This is a genomic window from Pseudomonas sp. NFR02 (assembly GCF_900119375.1).
Lineage (GTDB): Bacteria > Pseudomonadota > Gammaproteobacteria > Pseudomonadales > Pseudomonadaceae > Aquipseudomonas > Aquipseudomonas paracarnis.
Window position 1 is genome coordinate 170,762 of the sequence record NZ_FPJJ01000004.1, and the last position, 22,981, is coordinate 193,742.

The following is a 22,981-nucleotide window of genomic DNA, read 5'->3' on the forward strand; positions in this document are numbered from 1 at the left end:
GTTTAAAGCGAAGTTCCGAGCGCGTCACCGCTTTACGGGGGTTGGCCCTCCTTGGCGGCTGTGTATACTTACCGCCATTTTAACGCCCTGGAACCTCCTTGATGGTTGATCACCTGATTGCATTTGCCACTGCCCACTACCTGCTCGTGGGTGCCTTCGTCATCCTGCTGGCGCTGCTGATCGCGCATGAACTGAGCCGCGGTGGTCGCAGCCTGAGCACGTCGGAGCTGACCGCGCTGGTCAACAAGGATGAGGCCGTTGTCGTCGATATTCGCCCGGCCAAGGATTATGCCGCTGGCCACATCGTTGGTGCCCTGAACATTCCTCAGGACAAGCTGATCGCGCGCTTGGCCGAGCTGGAAAAATACAAGGCCAAGACCATTATCCTGGTCGACGCCCAAGGCCAGCACTCGGGCACCCACGCCCGCGAGATGCTCAAGACCGGCTTCACCGCCGCCAAGCTGTCGGGTGGTATCAGCAGCTGGCGTGGCGATAACCTGCCGTTGGTGAAGTGATATGAGCCAGGTTGTCGTATATTCCAGCGATTATTGCCCGTTTTGCATTCGAGCCAAGCAGCTGCTGCAGAGCAAGAAGGTCGCCTTCGAAGAGATCAAGGTTGATGGCAAGCCTCAGGTGCGCGCCGAAATGGCCCAGAAGGCTGGCCGCACGTCGGTCCCGCAGATCTGGATCGGCACCCGGCATATCGGTGGTTGCGATGACCTGTTCGCTCTGGAGCGCGCCGGTAAACTTGATGCGCTGCTGTCCGTCTGACTGCCAACCCCTTAAGAACCCCAAGATAAAGAAGGATCTGCGATGACTGATCAACAGAATACCGAAGCAGCAGAAGCTCAAGGCCCACAGTTTTCGCTGCAGCGCATCTACGTGCGCGACCTGTCGTTCGAAGCGCCGAAAAGCCCGGCGATCTTCCGTCAGGAATGGACCCCAAGCGTTGCGCTGGACCTGAACACCCGTCAGAAAGCCCTGGAAGGCGACTTCCACGAAGTCGTGCTGACCCTGTCGGTTACCGTCAAGAATGGTGAAGAAGTCGCTTTCATCGCTGAAGTGCAACAGGCCGGTATCTTCCTGATCCAGGGCCTGGACGAAGCGTCCATGAGCCACACCCTGGGCGCGTTCTGCCCGAACATCCTGTTCCCGTATGCCCGTGAGACCCTGGACAGCCTGGTCACCCGTGGTTCGTTCCCGGCCCTGATGCTGGCCCCGGTGAACTTCGATGCCCTGTACGCCCAAGAGCTGCAGCGCATGCAACAGGAAGGCGCTCCGACCGTTCAATGATTTTTTGAGCGGCGCCGATCAAAAATGTGGGAGGGGGCTTGGGTGGGAGCTGGCTTGCCTGCGATAGCATCACTGCGGTGTGACTGACACACCGAGGTGCCTGCATCGCGGGCAAGCCCGGCTCCCACCCAAGCCCCCTCCCACATTTGTTTTGCGTTTTATTTAAAGCCCAGTTGTCGCCAGCCTTCGTAAACAGCGACGGCCACGGTGTTCGACAGGTTCAGGCTGCGGCAGCCTTCACGCATCGGCAAGCGCAGGCGATGGCCATCGGGCAATGCGTCGAGCACCTCGGCCGGCAGGCCCCGGCTTTCCGGGCCGAACAGGAAGGCATCGCCCTCGGCAAAGCTGGCATCGTGAAACGGCCGCGAGCCCTTGGTGGTGAACGCGAACAGCCGAGGGTGGCCCAGGCTCTCCAGGCAACTGGCCAGGTCGGCATGGCGCTTGAGGGTGGCGTACTCGTGGTAGTCCAGCCCGGCGCGGCGCAGGCGCTTGTCGTCCATGTCAAAGCCCAGCGGCTCGATCAAATGCAGGTGACAGCCACTGTTGGCGCACAGCCTGATAACGTTGCCGGTATTCGGCGGAATTTCTGGTTGAAAAAGGATGACGTGAAACATGCACGGCTCCGAAGGCAAAGATGCGCTGCATTCTACCCCCGAAGACGACCCGAGACCGAAGCTATTGCCGAGGGTGTTGGGCTCATTGGCGATTGTCGGCTTGATGATTGGCTTGATGATCGGTCGCTTGACCACCCCCGAGCCGCTTGAGCTGCAACAGGTAGAACCTGCGGCGGATGGTTTGGTGGTGTGGTTCAACGACGAACCCAAGCTGCACGGCGAGCATATCGACGGCACCGTGGCGTTGCTGTTTGACGCCCAGGGCAAGGCTGCCAGCGGGCAGCTCAAGGTCAATGACAAGGACGTGAATTGGCGCATACGCAAGACCGACGCTGGCCTGCTGCTGAACCTGGTGGCGGCTCGGCCGTTGCGGGGGGAGTGGAGCGGTGCAGAGGTCGATGGCCGCTGGCGGCTGGAGATCCATCTCCAAGAGCAATAAAAGAGGGAGTTCCCGGCCTGCCTGTACCAGGGCTCCCAAAACGGGGTGAAGCCTGAGGCTTCGGTGTTAAAGAGGGGATTCTCGGCCTGCCTGTACCAAGGTCCCCGAAACTGGGTAGTACTGGGGTTATTGCAGGGGGCGTGCCAAAACTTGCAATTGTTGCTTGAAAAAAATGCCAAAAGCGCAAAGCCCCGGAATACGGGGCTTTGTTTGTTTCTACTGCCAAGAAATTTGTAGCGAAAGCGATATGCGAGTTTTCTGGTCTGTGCTCAATGCCGGTTCATCGTGCATTGAAGCGGTGCACAGTCTGCAGGCATTGCACAAAACCAATGTGGGAGCTGGCTTGCCTGCGATGACGGCGTGTCAGCCCTATACCGGGTGACTGACACACCGTCATCGCGGGCAAGCCCGGCTCCCACACGGGGCCTTCAGCGGTCTTGGGGTTCAGGCTTCATCACCCTCGTCATCATCCCCACCATCCACCTTCATTCCCAGTTCCTTGATCTTGCGCGTCAGGGTATTGCGCCCCCAACCCAGCAGCACGGCGGCATCACGGCGGCGGCCGGCGGTGTGTTTGAGCGCGGTCTCGATCATGATCCGCTCGAACGCTGGCACGGCGCTGTCCAGCAGGTTCGACTGGCCGCGTGCCAAGGCCTGGTCGGCCCATTGGCGCAGCGCCTGTTCCCAGTTGGTCACGGGAGCCGAGTCCTGCGGCAGGCTCAGCAGCTCCGGCGGCAGGTCGCTGATGTGCACTTCGCGCCCGGAGGCCATTACAGTGATCCAGCGGCAGGTGTTCTCCAGCTGGCGCACGTTGCCGGGCCACGGCAGATTCTTGAGGTATTCCTCGGTCTCGCTTTTGAGCAGCTTGGGCTCCACCGCCAGCTCCAGGGCGGCGCGGCTGAGGAAATGGCGGGCGAGGGTAGGGATATCTTCGCGGCGGTCCGACATGCGCGGGATGTGGATGCGGATCACGTTGAGGCGGTGGAACAAGTCCTCACGGAATTTACCCGCATGCACCAGTGTTTCCAGGTTCTGGTGGGTGGCCGCGATGATGCGCACATCCACCTTCACCGGCGTATGCCCGCCCACACGATAGAACTCGCCGTCAGCCAGCACCCGCAGCAAGCGAGTCTGGGTGTCGGCCGGCATGTCGCCGATTTCATCGAGGAACAGTGTGCCGCCGTCCGCCTGTTCAAAGCGTCCGCGACGCAGGTTGGCTGCCCCGGTGAACGCGCCTTTTTCATGGCCGAACAACTCGGACTCCATCAAATCCTTGGGAATCGCCGCCATATTCAGTGCGATAAACGGCGAGGCCGCCCGAGGGCTGTGGCGGTGCAGGGCGTGGGCCACCAGTTCTTTACCGGTCCCCGATTCGCCGTTGATCAGCACGGTGATGTTGGAATGGCTCAAGCGCCCGATGGCGCGAAACACTTCCTGCATCGCCGGCGCTTCCCCGATGATTTCCGGAGTACGGGTCAGGGTCGGCGGCGCTTCCTGGTTCTGTTGTTCCTGGGCGTGCTGGTTGGCGCGCTTGACCAGCGCCACCGCCTCATCCACATCGAATGGCTTGGGCAGGTATTCAAAGGCGCCGCCCTGGTAGGACGCGACAGCGCTGTCCAGGTCCGAGTGGGCGGTCATGATGATCACCGGCAAGCGCGGGTGCTGCTCGCGAATGCGCGCCAGCAAGTCCAGGCCACTGGCCCCAGGCATGCGGATATCGGAAATGATCACGTCCGGTTGCTGACGTGCCAGGCGGCTCATCACCCCATCGGCGCTGTCGAAGCTCTGGGTGGTCATGCCTTCTTGTTGCAAGGCTTTTTCGAGGACCCAGCGGATAGAACGGTCGTCGTCGACGATCCAGACAGTTTCACTACGGCTCATGTCGTGGGGGCTCCTTGTTCCAATGGCAGGAAGATCGAGAACGTGGTGTGGCCGGGGTGGCTCTCACATTCGATCAGGCCCTGGTGCTGGCTGATGATGTTCTGGGTAATGGCCAGGCCTAGCCCGGTACCGTCCGGGCGGCCGCTGACCATGGGAAAAAAGATGGTTTCCTGCAGCTCCGCAGGAATGCCGGGGCCGTTGTCGATGATCTCGACCTTGGTCACCAGGCGATGGCGCACATGGCCGATGGTGAACTGGCGCAGGGCGCGGGTGCGCAAACTGATGCGGCCCAGGCGCAGCTCGTTCTGGCTGCTGATGGCCTGCATGGCGTTGCGCACGATGTTGAGCACCGCCTGGATCATCTGCTCGCGGTCGATCAACACGTCGGGAATGCTTGGGTCGTAGTCGCGCACCAAGGTGATGCAACCTTGGCTTTCGGCCTCGACCAATTGGCAGACGCGCTCCAGCACCTCATGTACGTTGGTCATCGCCAGGGACGGCAGCTTGTTGGAGCCGAGCATACGGTCCACCAGGTTACGCAGGCGGTCGGCTTCTTCGATGATGACGTTGGTGTAGTCCTTGAGGTGCTCGTCCGGCAGCTCGCGGGACAACAACTGTGCCGCGCCGCGAATGCCGCCCAGCGGGTTTTTGATCTCATGGGCGAGGCCGCGCACCAGCATCTTGCTGGTTTCCTGCTTGGACAGCTGCGCTTCCTCCTTGGTGATGCGCAGCAGGCGGTCGCGGGGGTGGACTTCGAGCAGCAGCAGGGTCGCGCCATTGCTCAGGATTGGGGTCACGGCGTAGTCGACGGTCAACGTTTGTCCGGTGAGCGCGGTGAGCATCGCTTCGCGCTTGGTGAACGGATGTGCCTGCTCCACGGCCTGGCGCAACGAACTCAAGGCTTCGGCCGACTCGGTGAACAATTCGCTGATGAACTGCCCATGGCTGCGCTGGCCGCTGATCGCCAGGAGCATCTCCGCCGCCGGGTTCATGTACTCAAGGCGCAGGTCGGCATTGAGCAGGATGGTCGCGGTGGTCAGGTTGTCGAGTAACAAACGGTGCAGTGCATCGCTGATGGTCATCGGGACCTCTTTTGGAGCAAGGCGCGGGCTTGAGGCACACGCTGATACAAGGAAAATGCAAAAACCAAACCAAGGCTCCGAAAAGAAGCGCTAATGCCCTGAAATAAGGGGTTCAGGCGCGAAACTGTGGCGTTCTGCCAGCCTCAACGGGAAGTTTCGAACCAAAATGGGCTGGGCAATTGAGAAGGGTGCAGGCTATCGCACCAATATAGTGCGGTTTTGTGAAGGTTGTTCAGCCACTGAAGATTGAAGGCAAATCGCAGTCAGTGTGGGAGCTGGCTTGCCTGCGATAGCTGTGGTGCATTCAACACCGTTATCGCAGGCAAGCCAGCTCCCACATTTTTAATTGGATTTGCAGTCCTTTTAACCTTTATAGATGCAAAGCTCGGCGGTGGCGCGGATCATCGCCAGCTGGCGCAGCGGATCATTCAGCGGTTCGTGCACGGCCTCGGCCAGCCATTGGGGGCATTTGGGGTCTGTGCGCAGGGGCGTGAAGTCAGCCAACTGCTGCAGCAGCCTTTTTTGCAGCGCGTCCAATTGCGGGCGAATCTGCTGGACCAGGTCCGGGCGCGGGTCGTCGGGCGCTTTGCCCTGGAACTGCCAGTCGGACAGGTGGGTATATTGCACCAGTTTGTTGGCTTCGATCTGGGCGGCGAAGAACTGCTCGGCAGCGGCCGGGTCCAGCTTGTAGCTCGGCGCCTGGGCAGTGACGCTGGCGATCACCTCTTGTTCGCGCTTCTTGTCTTCCACGGGCTTGTGGCTGTCCCACTTGCTCAGTGCTACCTGGTCGGCAATCTCAAGGCGTTCGGCGATGCTGTTGAGCAGGGGTTCGAGCGTAGGCGGCGCAGCGCTCGCACTGGCACTGATGAACAGCAGGGCAAATACAAGTCGATATCTCAAAGGTGATCTCCTGTGGGAGCGGGCTTGCCCGCGATGGCGGTGTGTCAGTGATACAGCAGGTGGCCGGCAGTGCGCTATCGCAGGCAAGCCAGCTCCCACACTTTGATTGGGTTTGCAGAGCTGGCGTAGCGTAACGCCCAGGCAAAAAAAAACCTCCCGAAGGAGGTCTTTTTCATCACGCTACCTCAAGCAGCGCTACCGGATCAGCAGCTGTAGTACAGCTCGTATTCCAGTGGGTGTACGAAGGTGCGTACTTTGATTTCTTCTTCGCTTTTCAGGGCGATGTAAGCGTCGATGAAGTCGTCGCTGAAAACGCCGCCTTTGGTCAGGAACGCACGGCCCTTGTCCAGCTCTTCCAGGGCTTCTTTCAGGCTGCCGCACACTTGTGGGATCTCTTTGGCCTCTTCAGGCGGCAGGTCGTACAAGTTTTTGTCGGCGGCGTCGCCAGGGTGGATCTTGTTCTGGATACCGTCCAGGCCGGCCATCATCAGGGCGGCGAAGGCCAGGTAAGGGTTGGCAGCCGGGTCTGGGAAGCGCGCTTCGATACGACGGCCTTTAGGGCTGTTGACGTAAGGAATACGGATCGAGGCGGAGCGGTTGCGTGCCGAGTAGGCCAGCATCACCGGCGCTTCAAAACCTGGGACCAGACGCTTGTAGGAGTTGGTCGACGGGTTGGTGAAGCCGTTCAGGGCCTTGCCGTGCTTGATGATGCCGCCGATGAAGTACAGGGCGGTATCGGACAGGCCGGCATAGCCTTCGCCAGCGAAGGTGTTCTTGCCGTCTTTGGAAATCGATACGTGAACGTGCATGCCCGAGCCGTTATCGCCGTACAGCGGCTTAGGCATGAAGGTAGCGGTGCGGCCATAGGCATCGGCAACATTGTGCACGCAGTATTTCAGAGTTTGAACTTCGTCAGCCTTCTTCACCAGCGTGTTGAATTTCACGCCGATTTCGTTCTGGCCGGCAGTCGCCACTTCGTGGTGGTGAACTTCAACGGTCTGGCCCATTTCTTCCAGTGCGTTGCACATGGAGGTACGGATTTCATGGTCGAAGTCGAACGGTGGTACTGGGAAGTAGCCGCCTTTCACGCCTGGACGGTGGCCTTTGTTGCCGCCTTCCACGTCCTGGTCGGACATCCACGAACCTTGCTCGGAGAAAATCTTGAACATGGAGCCGGAGATGTCGGATTTGAACTTCACCGAGTCGAAGATGAAGAACTCTGGCTCAGGGCCGAAGAATGCGGTGTCGCCGATACCGGTGGACTTCAGGTATTCCTCGGCACGGTGGGCGATGGCGCGTGGGTCGCGGTCATAGCCTTGCATGGTCGAAGGCTCGATGATGTCGCACACCAGGATCAGGGTTGGCTCTTCGGTGAACGGGTCGAGTACGGCGGTGCTGTCGTCTGGCAGCAGGATCATGTCGGAGGCTTCGATGCCTTTCCAGCCGGCGATGGAGGAACCGTCGAACATCTTGCCGACTTCGAAGAAGTCATCTTCCAGCGCATCGCGAGCCGGCATGGTCACGTGGTGCTGAGTGCCTTTTGTGTCCGTGAAGCGCAGATCAATCCATTTAACGTCATGATCTTTGATGAGTTGAACCGACTTCGACATGGTGTCCTCCGGGTGGCTTCGGGCTTGGGTAGTGGAGTTAGCCCTTAGAATTTGGGTGATGCCGGCGCGGATACTCCGCCAAGGCAACCTGCCTCACAAGAGAGCAAATTGCATGCCAGTGCGCCAACATGGCCGTTTTGCCTCAAAATAGCCCCTATAACGGTGCAATCGGCAAAAACGGCATAAATCGCGCACTGCAATGTAGCGTTTATTTGTGTAAATGACCCGTTTTGGTGCATTGCGTAGGCAATGCATATTAACTGGTTAAACCTTGAGCGATTTCCGCTATAATCCGCGCCCCCCTTTTTCAGCAGGCCCGGCGCGCGCTGTTTCCATGAAATTAATCGTTAAAGTCTTCCCCGAGATCACCATCAAAAGCCGACCGGTACGGACGCGTTTCATCCGTCAGTTGGCCAAGAACATCCGTGCCGTGCTCCGTGACCTGGACCCGGCTGTGGTGGTGAACGGCGTGTGGGACAACCTCGAGCTGGAAACCCGCATTACCGACGCCAAAGCCTTGAAGGACATGACCGAGCGCCTGAGCTGCATGCCGGGCATCGCGCATTTCCTGCAGGTGGATGAGTACCCGCTGGGCGACTTCGACGACATCACCGAAAAGTGCAAGCAGCACTACGGCAATGCGCTTGAAGGCAAGATTTTTTCGGTGCGTTGCAAGCGTGCCGGCAAGCACCCGTTCAGCTCCATGGATGTCGAGAAATACGTCGGCAGCAAGCTGCGTCGCGAGTGCGGTGCCGCTGGAATTTCCCTCAAAGCGCCGCAAATTGAAGTGCGCATGGAAATTCGCGACCAACGGTTGTTCGTGATCCACAGCCAGCACAACAGCATCGGCGGCTACCCGCTGGGTGCCTTGGAACAGACCCTGGTATTGATGTCCGGCGGTTTCGATTCCACGGTGGCGGCCTACCAGATCATGCGTCGCGGCCTGATGAGCCATTTCTGCTTCTTCAACCTGGGCGGGCGTGCACACGAATTGGGCGTGATGGAAGTCGCGCACTTTATCTGGAAGAAATACGGCAGCTCCCAGCGCGTGCTATTTGTAAGCGTACCGTTCGAGGAAGTGCTGGGCGAAATTCTCGGCAAAGTCGATAACAGTCATATGGGCGTAGTATTGAAGCGTATGATGTTGCGCGCTGCGTCCCGAATCGCCGATCAATTGCAGATCGACGCCCTGGTGACCGGCGAAGCGATTTCCCAGGTTTCCAGCCAGACGCTGCCGAACCTGTCGATCATTGATTGCGTGACCGAGAAGCTGGTGCTGCGCCCGCTGATCGCCAGCCACAAGCAGGACATCATCGACCTGGCCGAGCAAATCGGCACCGCCGACTTTGCCAAGCATATGCCTGAATACTGCGGGGTCATTTCGGTGAACCCCAAGACCCACGCCAAGCGTCACCGCGTGGAGCATGAAGAAAAAGAATTCGACATGGCGATTCTGGAGCGTGCGCTCGAGAACGCCAAGCTGGTGCCAATCGATCGAGTGATCGACGAATTGGGCCAGGATGTGCAGATCGAAGAAGTCAGCGAAGCCCTGGCCGGCCAGATCATCATCGACATCCGTCACCCGGATGCCGCCGACGACGAGCCGCTGGAGATTCCTGGCATCGACGTACAAACGCTGCCGTTCTATGCATTGAACGCGCGTTTCAAGGAACTGGATGACAGCCGTCAGTACCTGCTGTATTGCGACAAAGGCGTGATGAGTCGCCTGCATGCCCACCATTTGCTCAGTGAGGGGCATGCCAATGTGCGCGTTTATCGACCGAGCTAAGAGCCCGGGGCTGTTTGCCTGTGGCCTGCGTCACCGGCCCCCCGACTCTGCCGTCAAGCTGTAACGGCAAGGCCTGACTCTACTGTTAATCGCTGCCACGACCTGTCAGCACACCGAATCCTCTGATCGAGATACACAAGTGATCGAAAATCTACGTAACATCGCCATCATTGCTCACGTTGACCATGGTAAAACCACCCTGGTAGACAAACTCCTGCGTCAATCCGGCACCCTGGAGCGCAACGAGCTCAACGACGAGCGCGTGATGGACTCCAACGACCAGGAAAAAGAGCGCGGTATTACCATCCTGGCTAAAAACACCGCTATCAACTGGAACGGCTACCACATCAACATCGTGGATACCCCGGGCCACGCCGACTTCGGCGGCGAAGTAGAACGCGTAATGTCGATGGTTGACTCCGTTCTGCTGCTGGTTGACGCTCAAGACGGCCCTATGCCGCAAACCCGTTTCGTGACCAAGAAGGCTTTCGAAGCCGGCCTGCGTCCGATCGTGTGCATCAACAAGGTTGACCGTCCAGGCGCGCGTCCGGACTGGGTTCTGGACCAGATCTTCGACCTGTTCGACAACCTGGGTGCTACCGAAGAACAGCTGGACTTCCAAGTCATCTACGCCTCGGCCCTGAACGGTATTGCTGGTCTTGACCACACCGACATGGCTGAAGACATGACCCCGCTGTACCAGTCGATCGTCGACAACGTACCAGCACCGAAAGTCGACCGTGAAGGCCCGTTCCAGATGCAAATCTCGGCACTGGACTACAACAGCTTCCTGGGTGTTATCGGCGTTGGCCGTATCGCTCGTGGTAGCGTCAAGCCGAACACCCCGGTTGTTGCTATCGGCGCTGACGGCAAGAAGCGTAACGGTCGTATCCTGAAGCTGATGGGTCACCACGGCCTGCACCGCATCGACGTTGAAGAAGCTTTCGCTGGCGACATCGTATGCGTGAGCGGTATGGACTCGCTGTTCATCTCCGACACCCTGTGCCAGCCGGACAACGTCGAGGCGATGAAGCCTCTGACCGTTGACGAGCCAACCGTTTCCATGACCTTCCAGGTAAACGACTCGCCTTTCTGCGGTAAAGAAGGCAAGTTCGTGACCTCCCGTAACATCAAGGAGCGTCTGGACAAAGAGCTGCTGTACAACGTTGCTCTGCGCGTTGAAGAAGGCGACTCGGCTGACAAGTTCAAGGTCTCCGGCCGTGGTGAGCTGCACCTCTCGGTACTGATCGAAACCATGCGTCGCGAAGGCTTCGAAATGGGTGTTGGTCGTCCGGAAGTGATCATCCGTCAGGTTGACGGCGTGAAGCAGGAACCGTTCGAAAACGTCACCATTGACACCCCTGAAGAATCCCAGGGCAAGGTCATGGAAGAGATGGGCCTGCGTAAGGGCGACCTGACCAACATGGTGCCGGATGGCAAAGGCCGTGTGCGTCTGGAATACAACATCCCTGCTCGTGGTCTGATCGGTTTCCGTAACCAGTTCCTGACCCTGACCAACGGTGCTGGCATCCTGACCTCGATCTTCGATCGCTACGACACCATGAAGTCCGGCGACATGTCCGGCCGTCAGAACGGTGTTCTGGTATCGGTAGAAACCGGTAAGGCGCTGACCTACTCCCTGGAAACCCTCCAGGCGCGTGGCAAGCTGTTCGTTGAGCACGGTCAAGAGATCTACAACGGCCAGATCGTTGGTCTGAACAGCCGTGACAACGACATGGGCGTCAACCCAACCAAAGGCAAGAAGCTCGACAACATGCGTGCTTCGGGCAAAGACGAAACCATCGCTCTGGTTCCACCTGTTCGCTTCACCCTGGAACAGGCCCTGGAATTCATCCAGGACGACGAGCTGTGCGAAGTCACGCCTAAGTCGATCCGCCTGCGTAAGAAGATCCTGGACGAAGGCGAGCGTACCCGCGCTGCCAAGAAAGCCAAGAACTGAGTTAACTCAGGCTGAATGAAAAACGCCCCCGGTCGAAAGGCCGGGGGCGTTTTTTTATGCCTGCAGATTTTGTGGTGACTGTGCCGTTGTGATCGTTCCCACGCTCCGCGTGGGAACGCCGCGTGGGAACGCCGCGTGGGACGCTCCGCGTCCTGCTTTCAAGAGCGGACGCAGAGCGTCCACAGCTGCATTCCCACGCAGAGCGTGGGAACGATCAAAAACTTAGAACTTGTCGAGGGTCTTGAAGTTAGTCTCGCGCACCACTTCCTTGGGCTTATACGCGCAATACCCCGGCCGCGGCCCGATTTTCGGGTGGTTGCGGCACGTATCCGGGCGCTTGTCATAAATAGTGCAAAAGCGCGTCTTACGATCCAGGTACAGGCAGTCGTTGTTGCTCATGCGCTGCAGGGTAAAAATTTCGGACTTGTTGTTGTACCGCTCGACGATGCCTTCTTTCTGCAAACGCTTGGCGATGTTCTTCGGCGGATCGCCGCGCTCGAACTCATCGACGATGCCAATGCGGATCAGGTCCTTGATCTTCACCTCAACCGGCAGGGTGCAGCAGCTGGACACGCAGCCGCCGCACATGTGGGCGGAATATTTCTGCCAGGTCTCTAGACGGTCGAGTTCCGCGGCGGCGATCAGTTGAGGCTTCATCAGGGTTCCAGGGTGGGGCGGTATACGGGCGCGGGATCATACCGGGATTGGTGGTTTTTTGAACAATATTTTGCAGGTTTCAGCTCAAAGGTTTGGCCACTGCCTGATCGGGCACGACCCCTGCATCAAATTCAGTCCATGGCGAATGAGTTAAAAAACTGCCGAACCAGCACGTCTACCGTCTGTCAGACCGACTAGGCTCTAGCAACTCCTTCAATCTCGCCCGAGGTCGCACCGATGTCTCAGGAACCGCTTGCACGAGAAGCAGAGGTAGCCGCATTCCGCGATGCTGTCTTGACCAAACTCACCTACGCGGTGGGCAAGGACCCGGATCACGCCTTCGATCATGACTGGTTCGAAGCCATTGCCCTAGCCGCCCGCGACCAGATGGTCGACCACTGGATGGACCACACGCGGCGTATTTATCGCAAAGGCCAGAAGCGTGTTTATTACCTGTCCCTGGAATTTCTCATCGGCCGCTTGCTCTACGACAGCCTGAGCAACCTGGGTGTGCTGGAGATCGCTCGCGAAGCGCTGTCGGAGCTGGGCGTGGATCTGGAGCGCATTCGCCTGCTGGAGCCCGACGCGGCGCTCGGCAACGGTGGTCTGGGCCGTCTGGCGGCGTGCTTTATGGAAAGCATGTCGACGCTGGGCATTGCGGGCCACGGTTACGGCATTCGTTATGAACACGGCTTGTTCCGCCAGGCCATTGTCGACGGTTGGCAGCAGGAGCAGACCGAACGCTGGCTGGATTTCGGCAACCCTTGGGAATTCGAGCGCGCCGAGGTGATTTACCCGATCGGCTTTGGCGGGAGCGTTGAAACCATTGCGGACGCCTCCGGCAAGATGATCCAGGTGTGGTCGCCCAACGAAACCGTACGTGCCGTGGCCTATGACACGCCGGTCGTCGGTTGGCGCGGGGCCAGCGTCAACACCCTGCGCCTCTGGCGTGCACGAGCCGTAGAAGACCTGCACCTGGAGCGCTTTAATGCCGGTGACCATTTGGGCGCCGTCGCCGAAGTGGCCCGCGCCGAAAGCATCTCCCGAGTGCTTTACCCGGCCGACAGCACCGAAGCAGGGCAGGAACTGCGCCTGCGCCAGGAATATTTCTTCGTCTCCGCGTCCCTGCAGGACTTGTTGCGCCGCCACAAGAACATGCACGGTTCGGTATTGAGCCTGGGCGAGCACGCCGCCATCCAACTCAACGACACCCACCCGTCCATCGCCGTGGCCGAGTTGATGCGCCAGCTGGTCGATTTGCATGACATTCCCTGGGAAGCCGCGTGGGATGTCACCGTCGAGACCCTTTCGTATACCAACCACACCCTGCTGCCCGAAGCGCTGGAAACCTGGCCGGTAGGTTTGATGGAACGCATGCTGCCCCGGCACATGCAGATCATCTACCTGATCAACGCCCAGCATATCGACTCGCTGCGTGCCAAGGGCATCCACGACTTCGACGTCTTGCGCGCTGTGTCGCTGATCGAAGAAGACAACGGCCGCCGCGTGCGCATGGGCAACCTGGCGTTCCTGGGCTCCCATAGCGTCAACGGCGTGTCCGGTTTGCATACCCAACTGATGCGCAGCACGGTGTTCTCCGAACTGCACAAGCTCTACCCCGAGCGCATCAACAACAAAACCAACGGCATTACCTTCCGTCGTTGGCTGTATCAGGCCAACCCCAAGTTGACCGATATGCTGGTGGAAGCGCTGGGCCCGGATATTCTCGACCAGCCCGAGCAGCGTCTTATCGAGTTGGAACCCTTTGCCGAGAAACCGGCCTTGCGCAAAGCGTTCGCTGAGCAGCGCCTGCACAGCAAGCGCGCACTGGCGCAGATCATCCATGAGCGCCTGGGCATTGCGATCAACCCGGCGGCGATGTTCGACGTGCAGGTCAAGCGCATCCACGAATACAAGCGCCAACTGCTCAACCTGCTGCACACCGTGGCGCTGTACCAGGCGATCCGTGCCGAGCCGGGCATCGACTGGGTGCCTCGGGTCAAGATCTTTGCCGGCAAGGCGGCAGCCAGCTACCACCAGGCCAAGCTGATCATCAAGCTGACCAACGACATCGCCCGCACCGTCAACAACGACCCGACCGTGCGCGGCCTGCTCAAGGTGGTGTTCCTGCCCAACTACAACGTCAGCCTGGCGGAAAGCATCATTCCGGCAGCGGACTTGTCGGAGCAGATTTCCACCGCCGGTTTCGAAGCGTCCGGCACCAGCAACATGAAGTTCGGCCTCAACGGCGCGCTGACCATCGGCACCATGGACGGCGCCAACGTGGAGATGCACGAGCGTGTCGGCGCCGAGCACATGTTTATCTTTGGCCTCAGTGCCCAGCAGGTGGAGGCCCGCAAACACGCCGGCGAGTTCAACGCCGGGCCGGATATCGCTGCCTCCCATCGTTTGAATGATGTGCTGCAAGCGATCCGTGGCGGGGTGTTTTCGCCGGACGACCCGGGCCGCTATGTGGGCCTGATCGATGGGCTGATCGACTACGACCGGTTCCTGGTGTGTGCCGACTTTGACGCCTACTGGGACGCCCAGGCGCGGGTCGAGGCGCATTGGCACGACTCCAAGGCCTGGTGGCGCTCGGCCGTGCTCAACACAGCGCGCATGGGCTGGTTCAGCTCGGACCGCACCATCCGCGAATATGCCACCGAGATCTGGAAAGCCCTCGACTGACGGCCGCGGTTAAAAATGTGGGAGGGGGCTTGCCCCCGATAGCGGTTGATCAGTCACTCATGCATTGACTGAATGACCGCAATCGGGGGCAAGCCCCCTCCCACATCAAGCCTGGTCGTGAACTCTATTGGCGTTAAATCCTCTGATTAGAGGAAATCAGCCTCGACTCGCGCTAAACTGCGCGGGTTTTCAGCCCCCCATTCTCCGGAGCCGTCCATGTCCCGCGTTACCTTGAGTCGCTATTTGATCGAGCAGACCCGCAGCAACAACACGCCTGCCGATCTGCGCTTCCTTATCGAAGTGGTGGCGCGTGCTTGCAAGGAAATCAGCCACGCCGTTTCCAAAGGCGCACTGGGCGGTGTCCTGGGCAGCATGGGCACTGAAAACGTGCAGGGCGAAGTGCAGAAGAAACTGGACGTTCTGTCCAACGAAATCCTGCTCGAAGCCAACGAATGGGGTGGCCACCTGGCCGGCATGGCGTCCGAAGAAATGGACAATGCCTACCAGATCCCAGGCAAATACCCGAAGGGCGCATACCTGCTGGTATTCGACCCACTGGACGGTTCGTCCAACATCGACATTAACGCACCGGTCGGCACCATCTTCTCGGTGCTGCGTTGCCCCAACGAATACCTGAGCCAGAACGAAGCCCTGAACGAAAAGGCCTTCCTGCAACCAGGCACCGAGCAGGTTGCTGCCGGCTACGCGATCTACGGCCCACAGACCATGCTGGTGCTGACCCTGGGCGACGGCGTCAAAGGCTTCACCCTGGACCGTGAAATGGGCAGCTTCGTACTCACCCACGAAGACATTTCGATTCCTGCTTCTACCCAGGAATTTGCCATCAACATGTCCAACCAGCGCCACTGGGAAGAACCGGTGAAGCGCTACGTCAACGAGCTGATGGAAGGCGAAGAAGGCCCGTTGAAGAAGAACTTCAACATGCGCTGGGTAGCCGCGATGGTTGCCGACGTGCACCGCATCCTGACCCGTGGTGGCCTGTTCATGTACCCACGCGACAGCCGCGAGCCGTCCAAGCCAGGCAAGCTGCGCCTGATGTACGAAGCCAACCCGATGTCGTTTTTGGTTGAACAGGCAGGCGGTGCGTCTACCGACGGCCACCAGCGCATCCTCGACATCCAGCCTGAAGGCCTGCACCAGCGTGTGGCGGTGTTCCTGGGTTCGAAGGAAGAAGTTGAGCGCGTGACGGCTTATCACAAGAAGTAAGAGCTTGCGGTAACAAAAAAGCCCCGAAATGCGCTCAGCGCTTCGGGGCTTTTGTTTTTATTGAATAAGGTTTTTCAGCAGCAACGCCTGCAGGTTTTTCCGAGTGTCGGCGATGATGTGGACGTAAATGATCGGGTCTCGAGTTTCGTAGATGATCCGATTCATGCCACAGACAACCTGTCGATATTGGCTGAGATTCAACTTCTCGATCTCTTGCGGTATCGAGCCAGCATAGGGTTGAGACTCAAGCAGTCGCATGGCCTGTTTCATCGCGTCGTAGGACTGCTGCCAGGTCGATGTCGAGAACTGCCGGATGAGGTATGACTTGATATCTTTAAGGTCGCGTTTTGCCGAGTGAAGAATCACAACCTTGAATGTCATTGAGCGTCGTCCTTGTCCAGCTCGGCGAACACGTCCTCCATGTCTTGAAACTGCCCCAATTCAATCTGCCGGTTGCCCAGGGCCAATAGCTTTAACAAGGCCATGGTTTCTGCCTGCTCCTCAAAACTCTTCACATCCATCACCACCAGCTTCGCTTCGCCATTTTGGGTGATGACCAGGGGTTCGCGGCTTTCCGTGAGTGTTTTGACGATCTCGGCGGTATGACTTTTCAAGTAGCTGATCGGCTTTATCTGCGAAGAAAATTTCATGGGATGACCCCTGCTCAAGGTGTGACTGATTTTAGTCTTAATTTGGTCTTTGCTAGACAGCAACTGATGAAAGGCGGTGATTTTTCACTCGAAAACACGGTTCAAGGGGCCAGTTCACATAAAAAATAAATAGCACCCCCCATCGGGAACCAGACACCCCTTTTCCCTTCTAAGCTTCTGGCAGATACCCCAGCTGCTTTGTCTCTCCAGGAGCTTTTCCATGTCTATACGCCGTCTCGCCCTGCTGGCTTTTTGCGTGCTCTTAGCCGCTTGCAGCAAGGTCACCCAAGAAAACTACCAAAAGCTCTCAGCCGGCATGGCCAAGGCCGAGGTGGAGTCGTTGCTGGGCAAGCCAACCGATTGTTCCGGCGCACTGGGCATGTCCAGCTGCACCTGGGGCGATAAAAACAGCTTTATCAGCGTGCAGTACGCCGGTGACAAAGTTCTGATGTTTTCCGGGCAAGGCCTGAAGTAAACCGGGGCGCGAGCCTGCGGGAGAAGAAGAATGATGCGTTTTGTTTTGTTCCTTTGCGCCAGCCTGTTTTTGGCGGGCTGCGCCAGCCATTCTGGCGATGATCTGCAACCCAAGACTGCGAGCAACGTCAACCTCAAGCGTTACCAGGGCACCTGGTATGAGTTGGCCCGGTTGCCGATGTACTTTCAGCGCAACTGTGCGCAATCCGAAGCCCGCTATACCTTGCTGCCTGATGGTGACATGTCGGTGTTCAACCGCTGCCTGACGCCTGAGTGGAAGTGGCAAGAGGCCAAAGGCACGGCTACGCCGCAGGTACCAGGCAAGACCGACAAGCTGTGGGTGGAATTCAATAACTGGTTTACATCACTGTTGCCGGGCGTTGCCAAGGGCGACTACTGGGTGCTGTATGTCAGCGATGACTACAAGACCGCCATCGTCGGCAGCCCGAGCCGGCGCTATATGTGGATCCTGTCGCGCACGCCGACGGTGAGTGCCGATACCCGCGAAGACCTGCTGAGCAGGGCGCGACAGCAAGGGTATGACACCACGCGGCTGATCTGGCGTACGTCGGACAAGCAGATGGCAAAGTCCTCTCAGTAATCCTGAGTACCCTCAACCCAATGTGGGAGCTGGCTTGCCTGCGATACAGGCACCTCGGTGCATCAGTTGCACCGGGTTGATGCTATCGCAGGCAAGCCAGCTCCCACAGTTGTCATGGGTTGGCCGTTAGTTCAGCAAGTCCTTCAGGACCTGGGTGAATGCCCGGCTGCTGTCTTCTTCGCCAGCATGATGCCCATCTCGCACCACCCACTTGCCATTGACCAGTACATCGCGCACTTGCCGATCACCACCGGCAAATAGCCAGCGGTTGAGAATCCCATCCTCACTGGCCGTCGCCAGGTACGGGTCGCTACCGTCCAGCACTATCCAGTCCGCGCGCTTGCCCACTTGCAGTCGACCAATCGGCTGGCCCAGCGCTTGTGCGCCACCGTCCAGCGCAGCATCGAACAGCGTGCGACCCACCATCGGTTGGTCACTGCGATACAACCGATTACGCCGTTGATCGCGCAGGCGCTGGCCGTATTCCAGCCAACGCAGTTCTTCCACCACGCTCAGTGACACATGGCTGTCGGAACCAATGCCCATGCGGCCGCCCAGGGCGAGGAAGTCCACCGCAGGAAAAATCCCATCGCCCAGGTTGGCCTCCGTGGTCAGGCACAAACCGGCAATCGCTCGGCTGTTGGCCATGCGTGTCACTTCGTCGGCATCGGCATGGGTGGCGTGCACCAGGCACCAGCGCTCATCCACCTCGACATTGTCATACAGCCATTGCAACGGGCGCTTGCCGCTCCAGGCCAAGCAGTCGTCGACTTCTTTTTGCTGTTCGGCGATGTGGATATGCACCGGGCAGCTCTTGTCACTGGCGGCCAGCACGGCATGGATTTGTTCGGGGGTGACGGCGCGCAGGGAGTGGAAGCACAGACCCAGTTGCTGCGCCGGTTGTGCCGCCAGAATGGGCTGCAGGCGCGCTTGCAAGTCCAGGTAGTGTTCCGTGCTGTTGATAAACCGTCGCTGGCCTTCATTCGGCGCTTGGCCACCAAAGCCCGCGTGGGTGTAGAGCACCGGCAGCAAGGTCAGGCCGATCCCGCTGCTGGCGGCCGCCTGGCTGATCTGGCGGGACAGTTCCGTACGGTCGGCATAGGGCTGGCCGCTGAGATTGTGGTGCACGTAATGGAACTCGGCCACCGAGGTGTAGCCGGCCTTGAGCATTTCGATATACAGCTGGCGGGCGATGATCTGTAACTGCTCGGGGTTGATCTTGCCGACCATGCGGTACATCAAGTCGCGCCAGGTCCAGAAGCTGTCATTGGGGTTGCCGGCCACTTCGGCCAAGCCCGCCATGGCGCGCTGGAAGGCATGGGAATGCAGGTTCGGCATGCCCGCCAACACCGGGCCCCTGAGCCGCTCCGCACCTTCTGCACTGGCATTGGGCTCAACCTTTGTCAGCAGGCCATCGGTGCTGACTTCAAGACGTACATCATTGGCCCATCCATTAGGCAGCAGTGCGCGTTCGGCAAAGAAAGCGGACATGATCAAGGCACCCCGGTCGTGTGTTTATTTGTATATACATATACAGACGTTTGCCTGCTCGGTAAACTCCGGCAATCTATGCATCTTTTTCCCCTGCAAGGATTCCCTGTGCCGACTCCGCCCGCCAAGTCTTCGCTGGCTGCCCACATGGACGAAAGTCCGGCGCCCTTGTATGCCCGCGTCAAACAGATGATCAGCCAGCAGATCCTCAACGGCAACTGGCCGCCCCATTACCGCGTGCCGTCGGAAAGCGAGCTGGTCAGCCAGTTGGGCTTCAGCCGCATGACCATCAACCGCGCCCTGCGCGAGCTGACCGCCGAAGGCCTGCTAGTGCGTATGCAGGGTGTGGGTACGTTTGTTGCCGAGCCGAAAAGCCAGTCAGCCCTGTTTGAAGTGCATAACATCGCCGATGAAATCGCCTCCCGCGGGCATCGGCACACTTGCCAGGTGATCACCCTGGGCGAAGAGGCCGCCGGCTCCGAACGCGCCGTTGCCTTGGAAATGCGCGAAGGCGGGCGGGTGTTCCACTCGTTGATCGTGCATTACGAGAACGACATTCCTGTGCAAATAGAAGACCGTTTCGTCAACGCCCTGGTCGCGCCGGAATACTTGCAGCAGGACTTCACCCAGCAAACCCCGTATGCCTATTTGAACCAGGTCGCGCCGTTGACTGAGGGCGAGCATGTGGTTGAGGCGATCCTCGCCGATGCCGCCGAGTGCAAGTTGTTGCAGATCGAGCCGAGCGAGCCGTGCCTGTTGATTCGCCGACGCACCTGGTCGGGTCGCCAGCCGGTCACTGCGGCGCGGTTGATCCACCCCGGTTCCCGTCACAGCCTCGAAGGACGCTTCAGTAAATGAGTGAGATCAACGTCTGGCGCGCCGCCGACTACGTGCGCATGCCGTGGAAGAACGGCGGCGGCAGTACCGAAGAAATCAGTCGCGACGCCGGCACCGGCCTGGAGGGTTTTGGCTGGCGTTTGTCGATTGCCGATATCGCCGAATCGGGTGGGTTTTCCACCTTCGCCGGCTACCAGCGCGTGATTACGGTGATCAAAGGCGCCGGCATGGTGTTGACCGTAGACGGTGAGGAGCAGCGCGGGTTGTTACCGTTGCAGCCGTTCGCGTTCAACGGCGAAAGCCAGGTGTCATGCCGTTTGATCACGGGGCCGATTCGCGACTTCAACCTGATCTACTCGCCACAGCGTTACCACGCACGCTTGCAGTGGGTGGATGGCGTGCAGCAGTTTTTCAGCACCGCGCAGACGGTGCTGGTGTTCAGCGTGGCGGATGAGGTGAAGGTGCTGGGCGAGAAGCTCGGCCACCATGATTGCCTGCAAGTGGACGGTAACACGGGCCTGCTGGATATCTCTGTCACTGGCCGCTGCTGCATCATCGAACTGACCGCACGCGATTAAAAACTGTGGGAGCTGGCTTGCCTGCGATAGCGGTATATCAGTAGCTGATGCGCTGACTGACACACCGCTATCGCAGACAAGCCAGCTCCCACCTTTGTTTTTGCATTGTTCACAAAATCTGTTTCCACTCCGCGCACCAATTTGTTACCGAATGCCCCAGCGTGACGCAAAGCTTCGCTGCCGTGACAAATTCCCCGCGCTGCAACAAACCTCCGTAAGAAATTTCATCAAGCTTTGAAGCCTTGATTTACAAGGCTCGCACGCCCCGTGCAAAAAAAACCCAACCACTCCTGGCTAAAGTTGGCCGCTCGATTGCATATGCTTGTACATACAAGTAAAGATGTGTGCGTAAGACTTTGCACCATCCCTGTTCGCGCATCGATCGCCGAGGAGTCCTAGCTGTGACCAAGCCTACAAAATACCGTGACGTCGAAATCCGCGCCGCCCGCGGTAACAAGCTCACCGCCAAAAGCTGGCTGACCGAAGCGCCGTTGCGCATGCTGATGAACAACCTCGACCCGCAAGTGGCCGAGAACCCCAAGGAGCTGGTGGTTTACGGCGGTATCGGCCGTGCGGCGCGCAACTGGGAGTGCTACGACCAGATCGTCGAGAGCCTCACCAATCTGAACGACGACGAAACCCTGCTGGTGCAATCCGGTAAGCCAGTCGGCGTGTTCAAGACCCACAGCAACGCCCCGCGCGTGCTGATCGCCAACTCCAATCTGGTGCCGCACTGGGCCAGCTGGGAGCATTTCAACGAACTGGATGCCAAGGGCCTGGCCATGTACGGCCAGATGACCGCCGGCAGCTGGATCTACATCGGCAGCCAAGGCATTGTCCAAGGCACCTACGAAACCTTCGTCGAAGCCGGTCGCCAGCATTACAACAGTGACCTGACCGGTCGTTGGGTGCTCACCGCCGGCCTCGGCGGCATGGGCGGCGCGCAGCCATTGGCCGCGACGCTGGCCGGCGCCTGCTCGCTGAATATCGAGTGCCAGCAAGTCAGCATCGACTTCCGCCTGAACAGCCGCTACGTCGACGAGCAGGCTACCGACCTCGACGACGCCCTGGCGCGTATCGCCAAGTACACCAAGGAAGGCAAGGCCATCTCCATCGCGCTGCTGGGCAACGCCGCAGAGATCCTGCCGGAACTGGTTAAGCGTGGCGTGCGCCCGGACATGGTCACCGACCAGACCAGCGCCCACGACCCACTCAATGGTTACCTGCCGGCCGGCTGGACCTGGGACGAATACCGCGCTCGCGCCAAGACCGAGCCGGCCGCCGTGATCAAGGCCGCCAAGCAGTCGATGGCCGTCCACGTCAAAGCCATGCTCGAATTCCAGAAGCAAGGCATCCCGACCTTCGACTACGGCAACAACATCCGCCAGATGGCCCAGGAAGAGGGCGTGGAAAACGCGTTCGACTTCCCAGGTTTCGTACCGGCCTACATCCGCCCATTGTTCTGCCGTGGCATCGGCCCGTTCCGTTGGGCGGCGCTGTCCGGTGACCCGCAAGACATCTACAAGACCGACGCCAAAGTCAAAGAACTGATCCCGGACGATGCCCACCTGCACAACTGGCTGGACATGGCCCGCGAGCGCATCAGCTTCCAGGGCCTGCCGGCACGTATCTGCTGGGTCGGCCTGGGCCAGCGTGCCAAGTTGGGCCTGGCGTTCAACGAAATGGTGCGCAGCGGCGAGCTGTCCGCGCCGGTCGTGATCGGCCGTGACCACCTGGACTCCGGCTCGGTCGCTAGCCCGAACCGCGAAACCGAAGCCATGCAGGACGGCTCCGATGCTGTGTCCGACTGGCCGCTGCTCAACGCCTTGCTTAATACCGCGAGCGGCGCGACCTGGGTGTCGCTGCACCACGGTGGTGGCGTGGGCATGGGCTTCTCCCAGCACTCGGGGATGGTGATTGTCTGCGACGGTACTGACGAAGCGGCCGAGCGGATTGCCCGCGTGCTGCACAACGACCCGGCGACCGGGGTGATGCGTCATGCGGATGCGGGTTACCAGATCGCTATCGACTGCGCCAAGGAACAAGGCCTGAACCTGCCGATGATCAAGTAACGGGTGGCGCAGTACCTGTGGGAGCTGGCTTGCCTGCGATGCAGACGACGCGGTCTGACAGTAAGACCGCGGTGATGCTATCGCAGGCAAGCCAGCGCCCACAGAAGAGCAAGATGCATACAAAACAATCCATCAGAG

At 59.3% G+C, this 22,981-nt stretch carries 22 protein-coding genes; 13 read left to right on the forward strand and 9 right to left on the reverse strand.

The genetic code is table 11. From position 1 onward, the window contains the following. The first annotated feature begins 101 nt into the window (after positions 1-101). From BT199_RS14235 to secB, 3 genes are read left to right on the forward strand one after another with little or no spacing between them, the layout of a single operon-like run. Complete coding sequence (locus BT199_RS14235) at positions 102-515, forward strand: rhodanese-like domain-containing protein (RefSeq protein ID WP_003187796.1); 414 nt, start codon at positions 102-104, stop codon at positions 513-515. Between the two features lies 1 nt (position 516). After that, positions 517-771, forward strand: a complete 255-nt coding sequence (gene grxC, locus BT199_RS14240; RefSeq protein ID WP_019819989.1) for a glutaredoxin 3 — start codon at positions 517-519, stop codon at positions 769-771. A gap of 42 nt (positions 772-813) precedes the next feature. Continuing rightward, positions 814-1,293, forward strand: coding sequence for a protein-export chaperone SecB (gene secB, locus BT199_RS14245; RefSeq protein ID WP_014716520.1), 480 nt, complete (start codon positions 814-816; stop codon positions 1,291-1,293). A gap of 158 nt (positions 1,294-1,451) precedes the next feature. On the opposite strand, the gene BT199_RS14250 is transcribed toward secB, so the two are convergent. Continuing rightward, a complete protein-coding gene (locus BT199_RS14250) occupies positions 1,452-1,907 on the reverse strand; it encodes a tRNA (cytidine(34)-2'-O)-methyltransferase (RefSeq protein ID WP_003171120.1) in 456 nt (151 codons plus the stop codon). Here BT199_RS14250 and BT199_RS14255 point away from each other — a divergent pair. Then, complete coding sequence (locus BT199_RS14255; RefSeq protein WP_019819992.1) at positions 1,906-2,346, forward strand: hypothetical protein; 441 nt, start codon at positions 1,906-1,908, stop codon at positions 2,344-2,346. The genes BT199_RS14250 and BT199_RS14255 overlap by 2 nt on opposite strands. A gap of 444 nt (positions 2,347-2,790) precedes the next feature. Here BT199_RS14255 and ntrC read toward each other — a convergent pair whose 3' ends face one another. From ntrC to glnA, 4 genes are all read right to left on the reverse strand, one after another. Further along, positions 2,791-4,227 carry a nitrogen regulation protein NR(I) gene (gene ntrC / locus BT199_RS14265; protein ID WP_003187806.1) on the reverse strand — a complete coding sequence of 479 codons (1,437 nt, stop codon included), beginning with the start codon at positions 4,225-4,227 and terminating at the stop codon, positions 2,791-2,793. Beyond that, entirely contained in the window at positions 4,224-5,309 is a 1,086-nt protein-coding gene (glnL, locus tag BT199_RS14270; protein WP_014716523.1) for a nitrogen regulation protein NR(II), read from the reverse strand. The genes ntrC and glnL overlap by 4 nt, the downstream gene beginning before the upstream one ends. A gap of 363 nt (positions 5,310-5,672) precedes the next feature. Continuing rightward, the gene (locus BT199_RS14275; protein ID WP_014716524.1) at positions 5,673-6,209 is read right to left on the reverse strand and encodes a chorismate mutase; all 537 of its coding nucleotides are present in this window, start codon (positions 6,207-6,209) and stop codon (positions 5,673-5,675) included. A gap of 203 nt (positions 6,210-6,412) precedes the next feature. Next, on the reverse strand, positions 6,413-7,819 hold the full coding sequence (gene glnA / locus BT199_RS14280) for a type I glutamate--ammonia ligase (protein ID WP_003187811.1): 1,407 nt from the start codon (positions 7,817-7,819) through the stop codon (positions 6,413-6,415). Between the two features lie 334 nt (positions 7,820-8,153). On the opposite strand from glnA, the gene thiI reads away from it, so the two are divergent. Beyond that, the gene (thiI, locus tag BT199_RS14290) at positions 8,154-9,608 is read left to right on the forward strand and encodes a tRNA uracil 4-sulfurtransferase ThiI (RefSeq protein ID WP_014716525.1); all 1,455 of its coding nucleotides are present in this window, start codon (positions 8,154-8,156) and stop codon (positions 9,606-9,608) included. A gap of 139 nt (positions 9,609-9,747) precedes the next feature. Next, entirely contained in the window at positions 9,748-11,568 is a 1,821-nt protein-coding gene (gene typA, locus BT199_RS14295) for a translational GTPase TypA (protein ID WP_014716526.1), read from the forward strand. A gap of 222 nt (positions 11,569-11,790) precedes the next feature. Here typA and BT199_RS14300 read toward each other — a convergent pair whose 3' ends face one another. Further along, positions 11,791-12,225, reverse strand: a complete 435-nt coding sequence (locus BT199_RS14300; RefSeq protein ID WP_003187815.1) for a YkgJ family cysteine cluster protein — start codon at positions 12,223-12,225, stop codon at positions 11,791-11,793. A gap of 237 nt (positions 12,226-12,462) precedes the next feature. Here BT199_RS14300 and BT199_RS14305 point away from each other — a divergent pair, with 237 nt between their 5' ends. Together BT199_RS14305 and BT199_RS14310 are read left to right on the forward strand one after the other, a co-directional pair. Further along, entirely contained in the window at positions 12,463-14,913 is a 2,451-nt protein-coding gene (locus BT199_RS14305; RefSeq protein WP_072434763.1) for a glycogen/starch/alpha-glucan phosphorylase, read from the forward strand. A gap of 216 nt (positions 14,914-15,129) precedes the next feature. After that, positions 15,130-16,140, forward strand: coding sequence for a class 1 fructose-bisphosphatase (locus tag BT199_RS14310; protein WP_003187818.1), 1,011 nt, complete (start codon positions 15,130-15,132; stop codon positions 16,138-16,140). A 57-nt stretch (positions 16,141-16,197) separates the two neighbouring features. Here BT199_RS14310 and BT199_RS14315 read toward each other — a convergent pair whose 3' ends face one another. Next, on the reverse strand, positions 16,198-16,521 hold the full coding sequence (locus BT199_RS14315) for a type II toxin-antitoxin system RelE/ParE family toxin (protein ID WP_072434765.1): 324 nt from the start codon (positions 16,519-16,521) through the stop codon (positions 16,198-16,200). Continuing rightward, positions 16,518-16,790 carry a type II toxin-antitoxin system Phd/YefM family antitoxin gene (locus tag BT199_RS14320; protein ID WP_003171142.1) on the reverse strand — a complete coding sequence of 91 codons (273 nt, stop codon included), beginning with the start codon at positions 16,788-16,790 and terminating at the stop codon, positions 16,518-16,520. The genes BT199_RS14315 and BT199_RS14320 overlap by 4 nt, the downstream gene beginning before the upstream one ends. Positions 16,791-17,010: 220 nt before the next feature. Between BT199_RS14320 and BT199_RS14325 the strand changes: the two genes are divergently transcribed. Both BT199_RS14325 and BT199_RS14330 read left to right on the forward strand, forming a co-directional pair. Next, positions 17,011-17,265 carry a hypothetical protein gene (locus BT199_RS14325; protein ID WP_003187823.1) on the forward strand — a complete coding sequence of 85 codons (255 nt, stop codon included), beginning with the start codon at positions 17,011-17,013 and terminating at the stop codon, positions 17,263-17,265. Between the two features lie 30 nt (positions 17,266-17,295). Then, positions 17,296-17,865, forward strand: coding sequence for a lipocalin family protein (locus tag BT199_RS14330; protein ID WP_014716529.1), 570 nt, complete (start codon positions 17,296-17,298; stop codon positions 17,863-17,865). A 126-nt stretch (positions 17,866-17,991) separates the two neighbouring features. Here BT199_RS14330 and BT199_RS14335 read toward each other — a convergent pair whose 3' ends face one another. Beyond that, complete coding sequence (locus BT199_RS14335) at positions 17,992-19,356, reverse strand: formimidoylglutamate deiminase (RefSeq protein ID WP_072434767.1); 1,365 nt, start codon at positions 19,354-19,356, stop codon at positions 17,992-17,994. Between the two features lie 147 nt (positions 19,357-19,503). Here BT199_RS14335 and hutC point away from each other — a divergent pair, with 147 nt between their 5' ends. From hutC to hutU, 3 genes are all read left to right on the forward strand, one after another. Next, positions 19,504-20,214, forward strand: a complete 711-nt coding sequence (gene hutC / locus BT199_RS14340; protein ID WP_224796965.1) for a histidine utilization repressor — start codon at positions 19,504-19,506, stop codon at positions 20,212-20,214. Continuing rightward, positions 20,211-20,771: a HutD/Ves family protein gene (locus BT199_RS14345; RefSeq protein WP_014716532.1), complete on the forward strand. Its 561-nt coding sequence runs from the start codon at positions 20,211-20,213 to the stop codon at positions 20,769-20,771. Before hutC ends, BT199_RS14345 begins: the two co-directional genes overlap by 4 nt. A 401-nt stretch (positions 20,772-21,172) precedes the next feature. After that, complete coding sequence (gene hutU / locus BT199_RS14350) at positions 21,173-22,843, forward strand: urocanate hydratase (RefSeq protein WP_014716533.1); 1,671 nt, start codon at positions 21,173-21,175, stop codon at positions 22,841-22,843. Positions 22,844-22,981 lie beyond the last annotated feature (138 nt).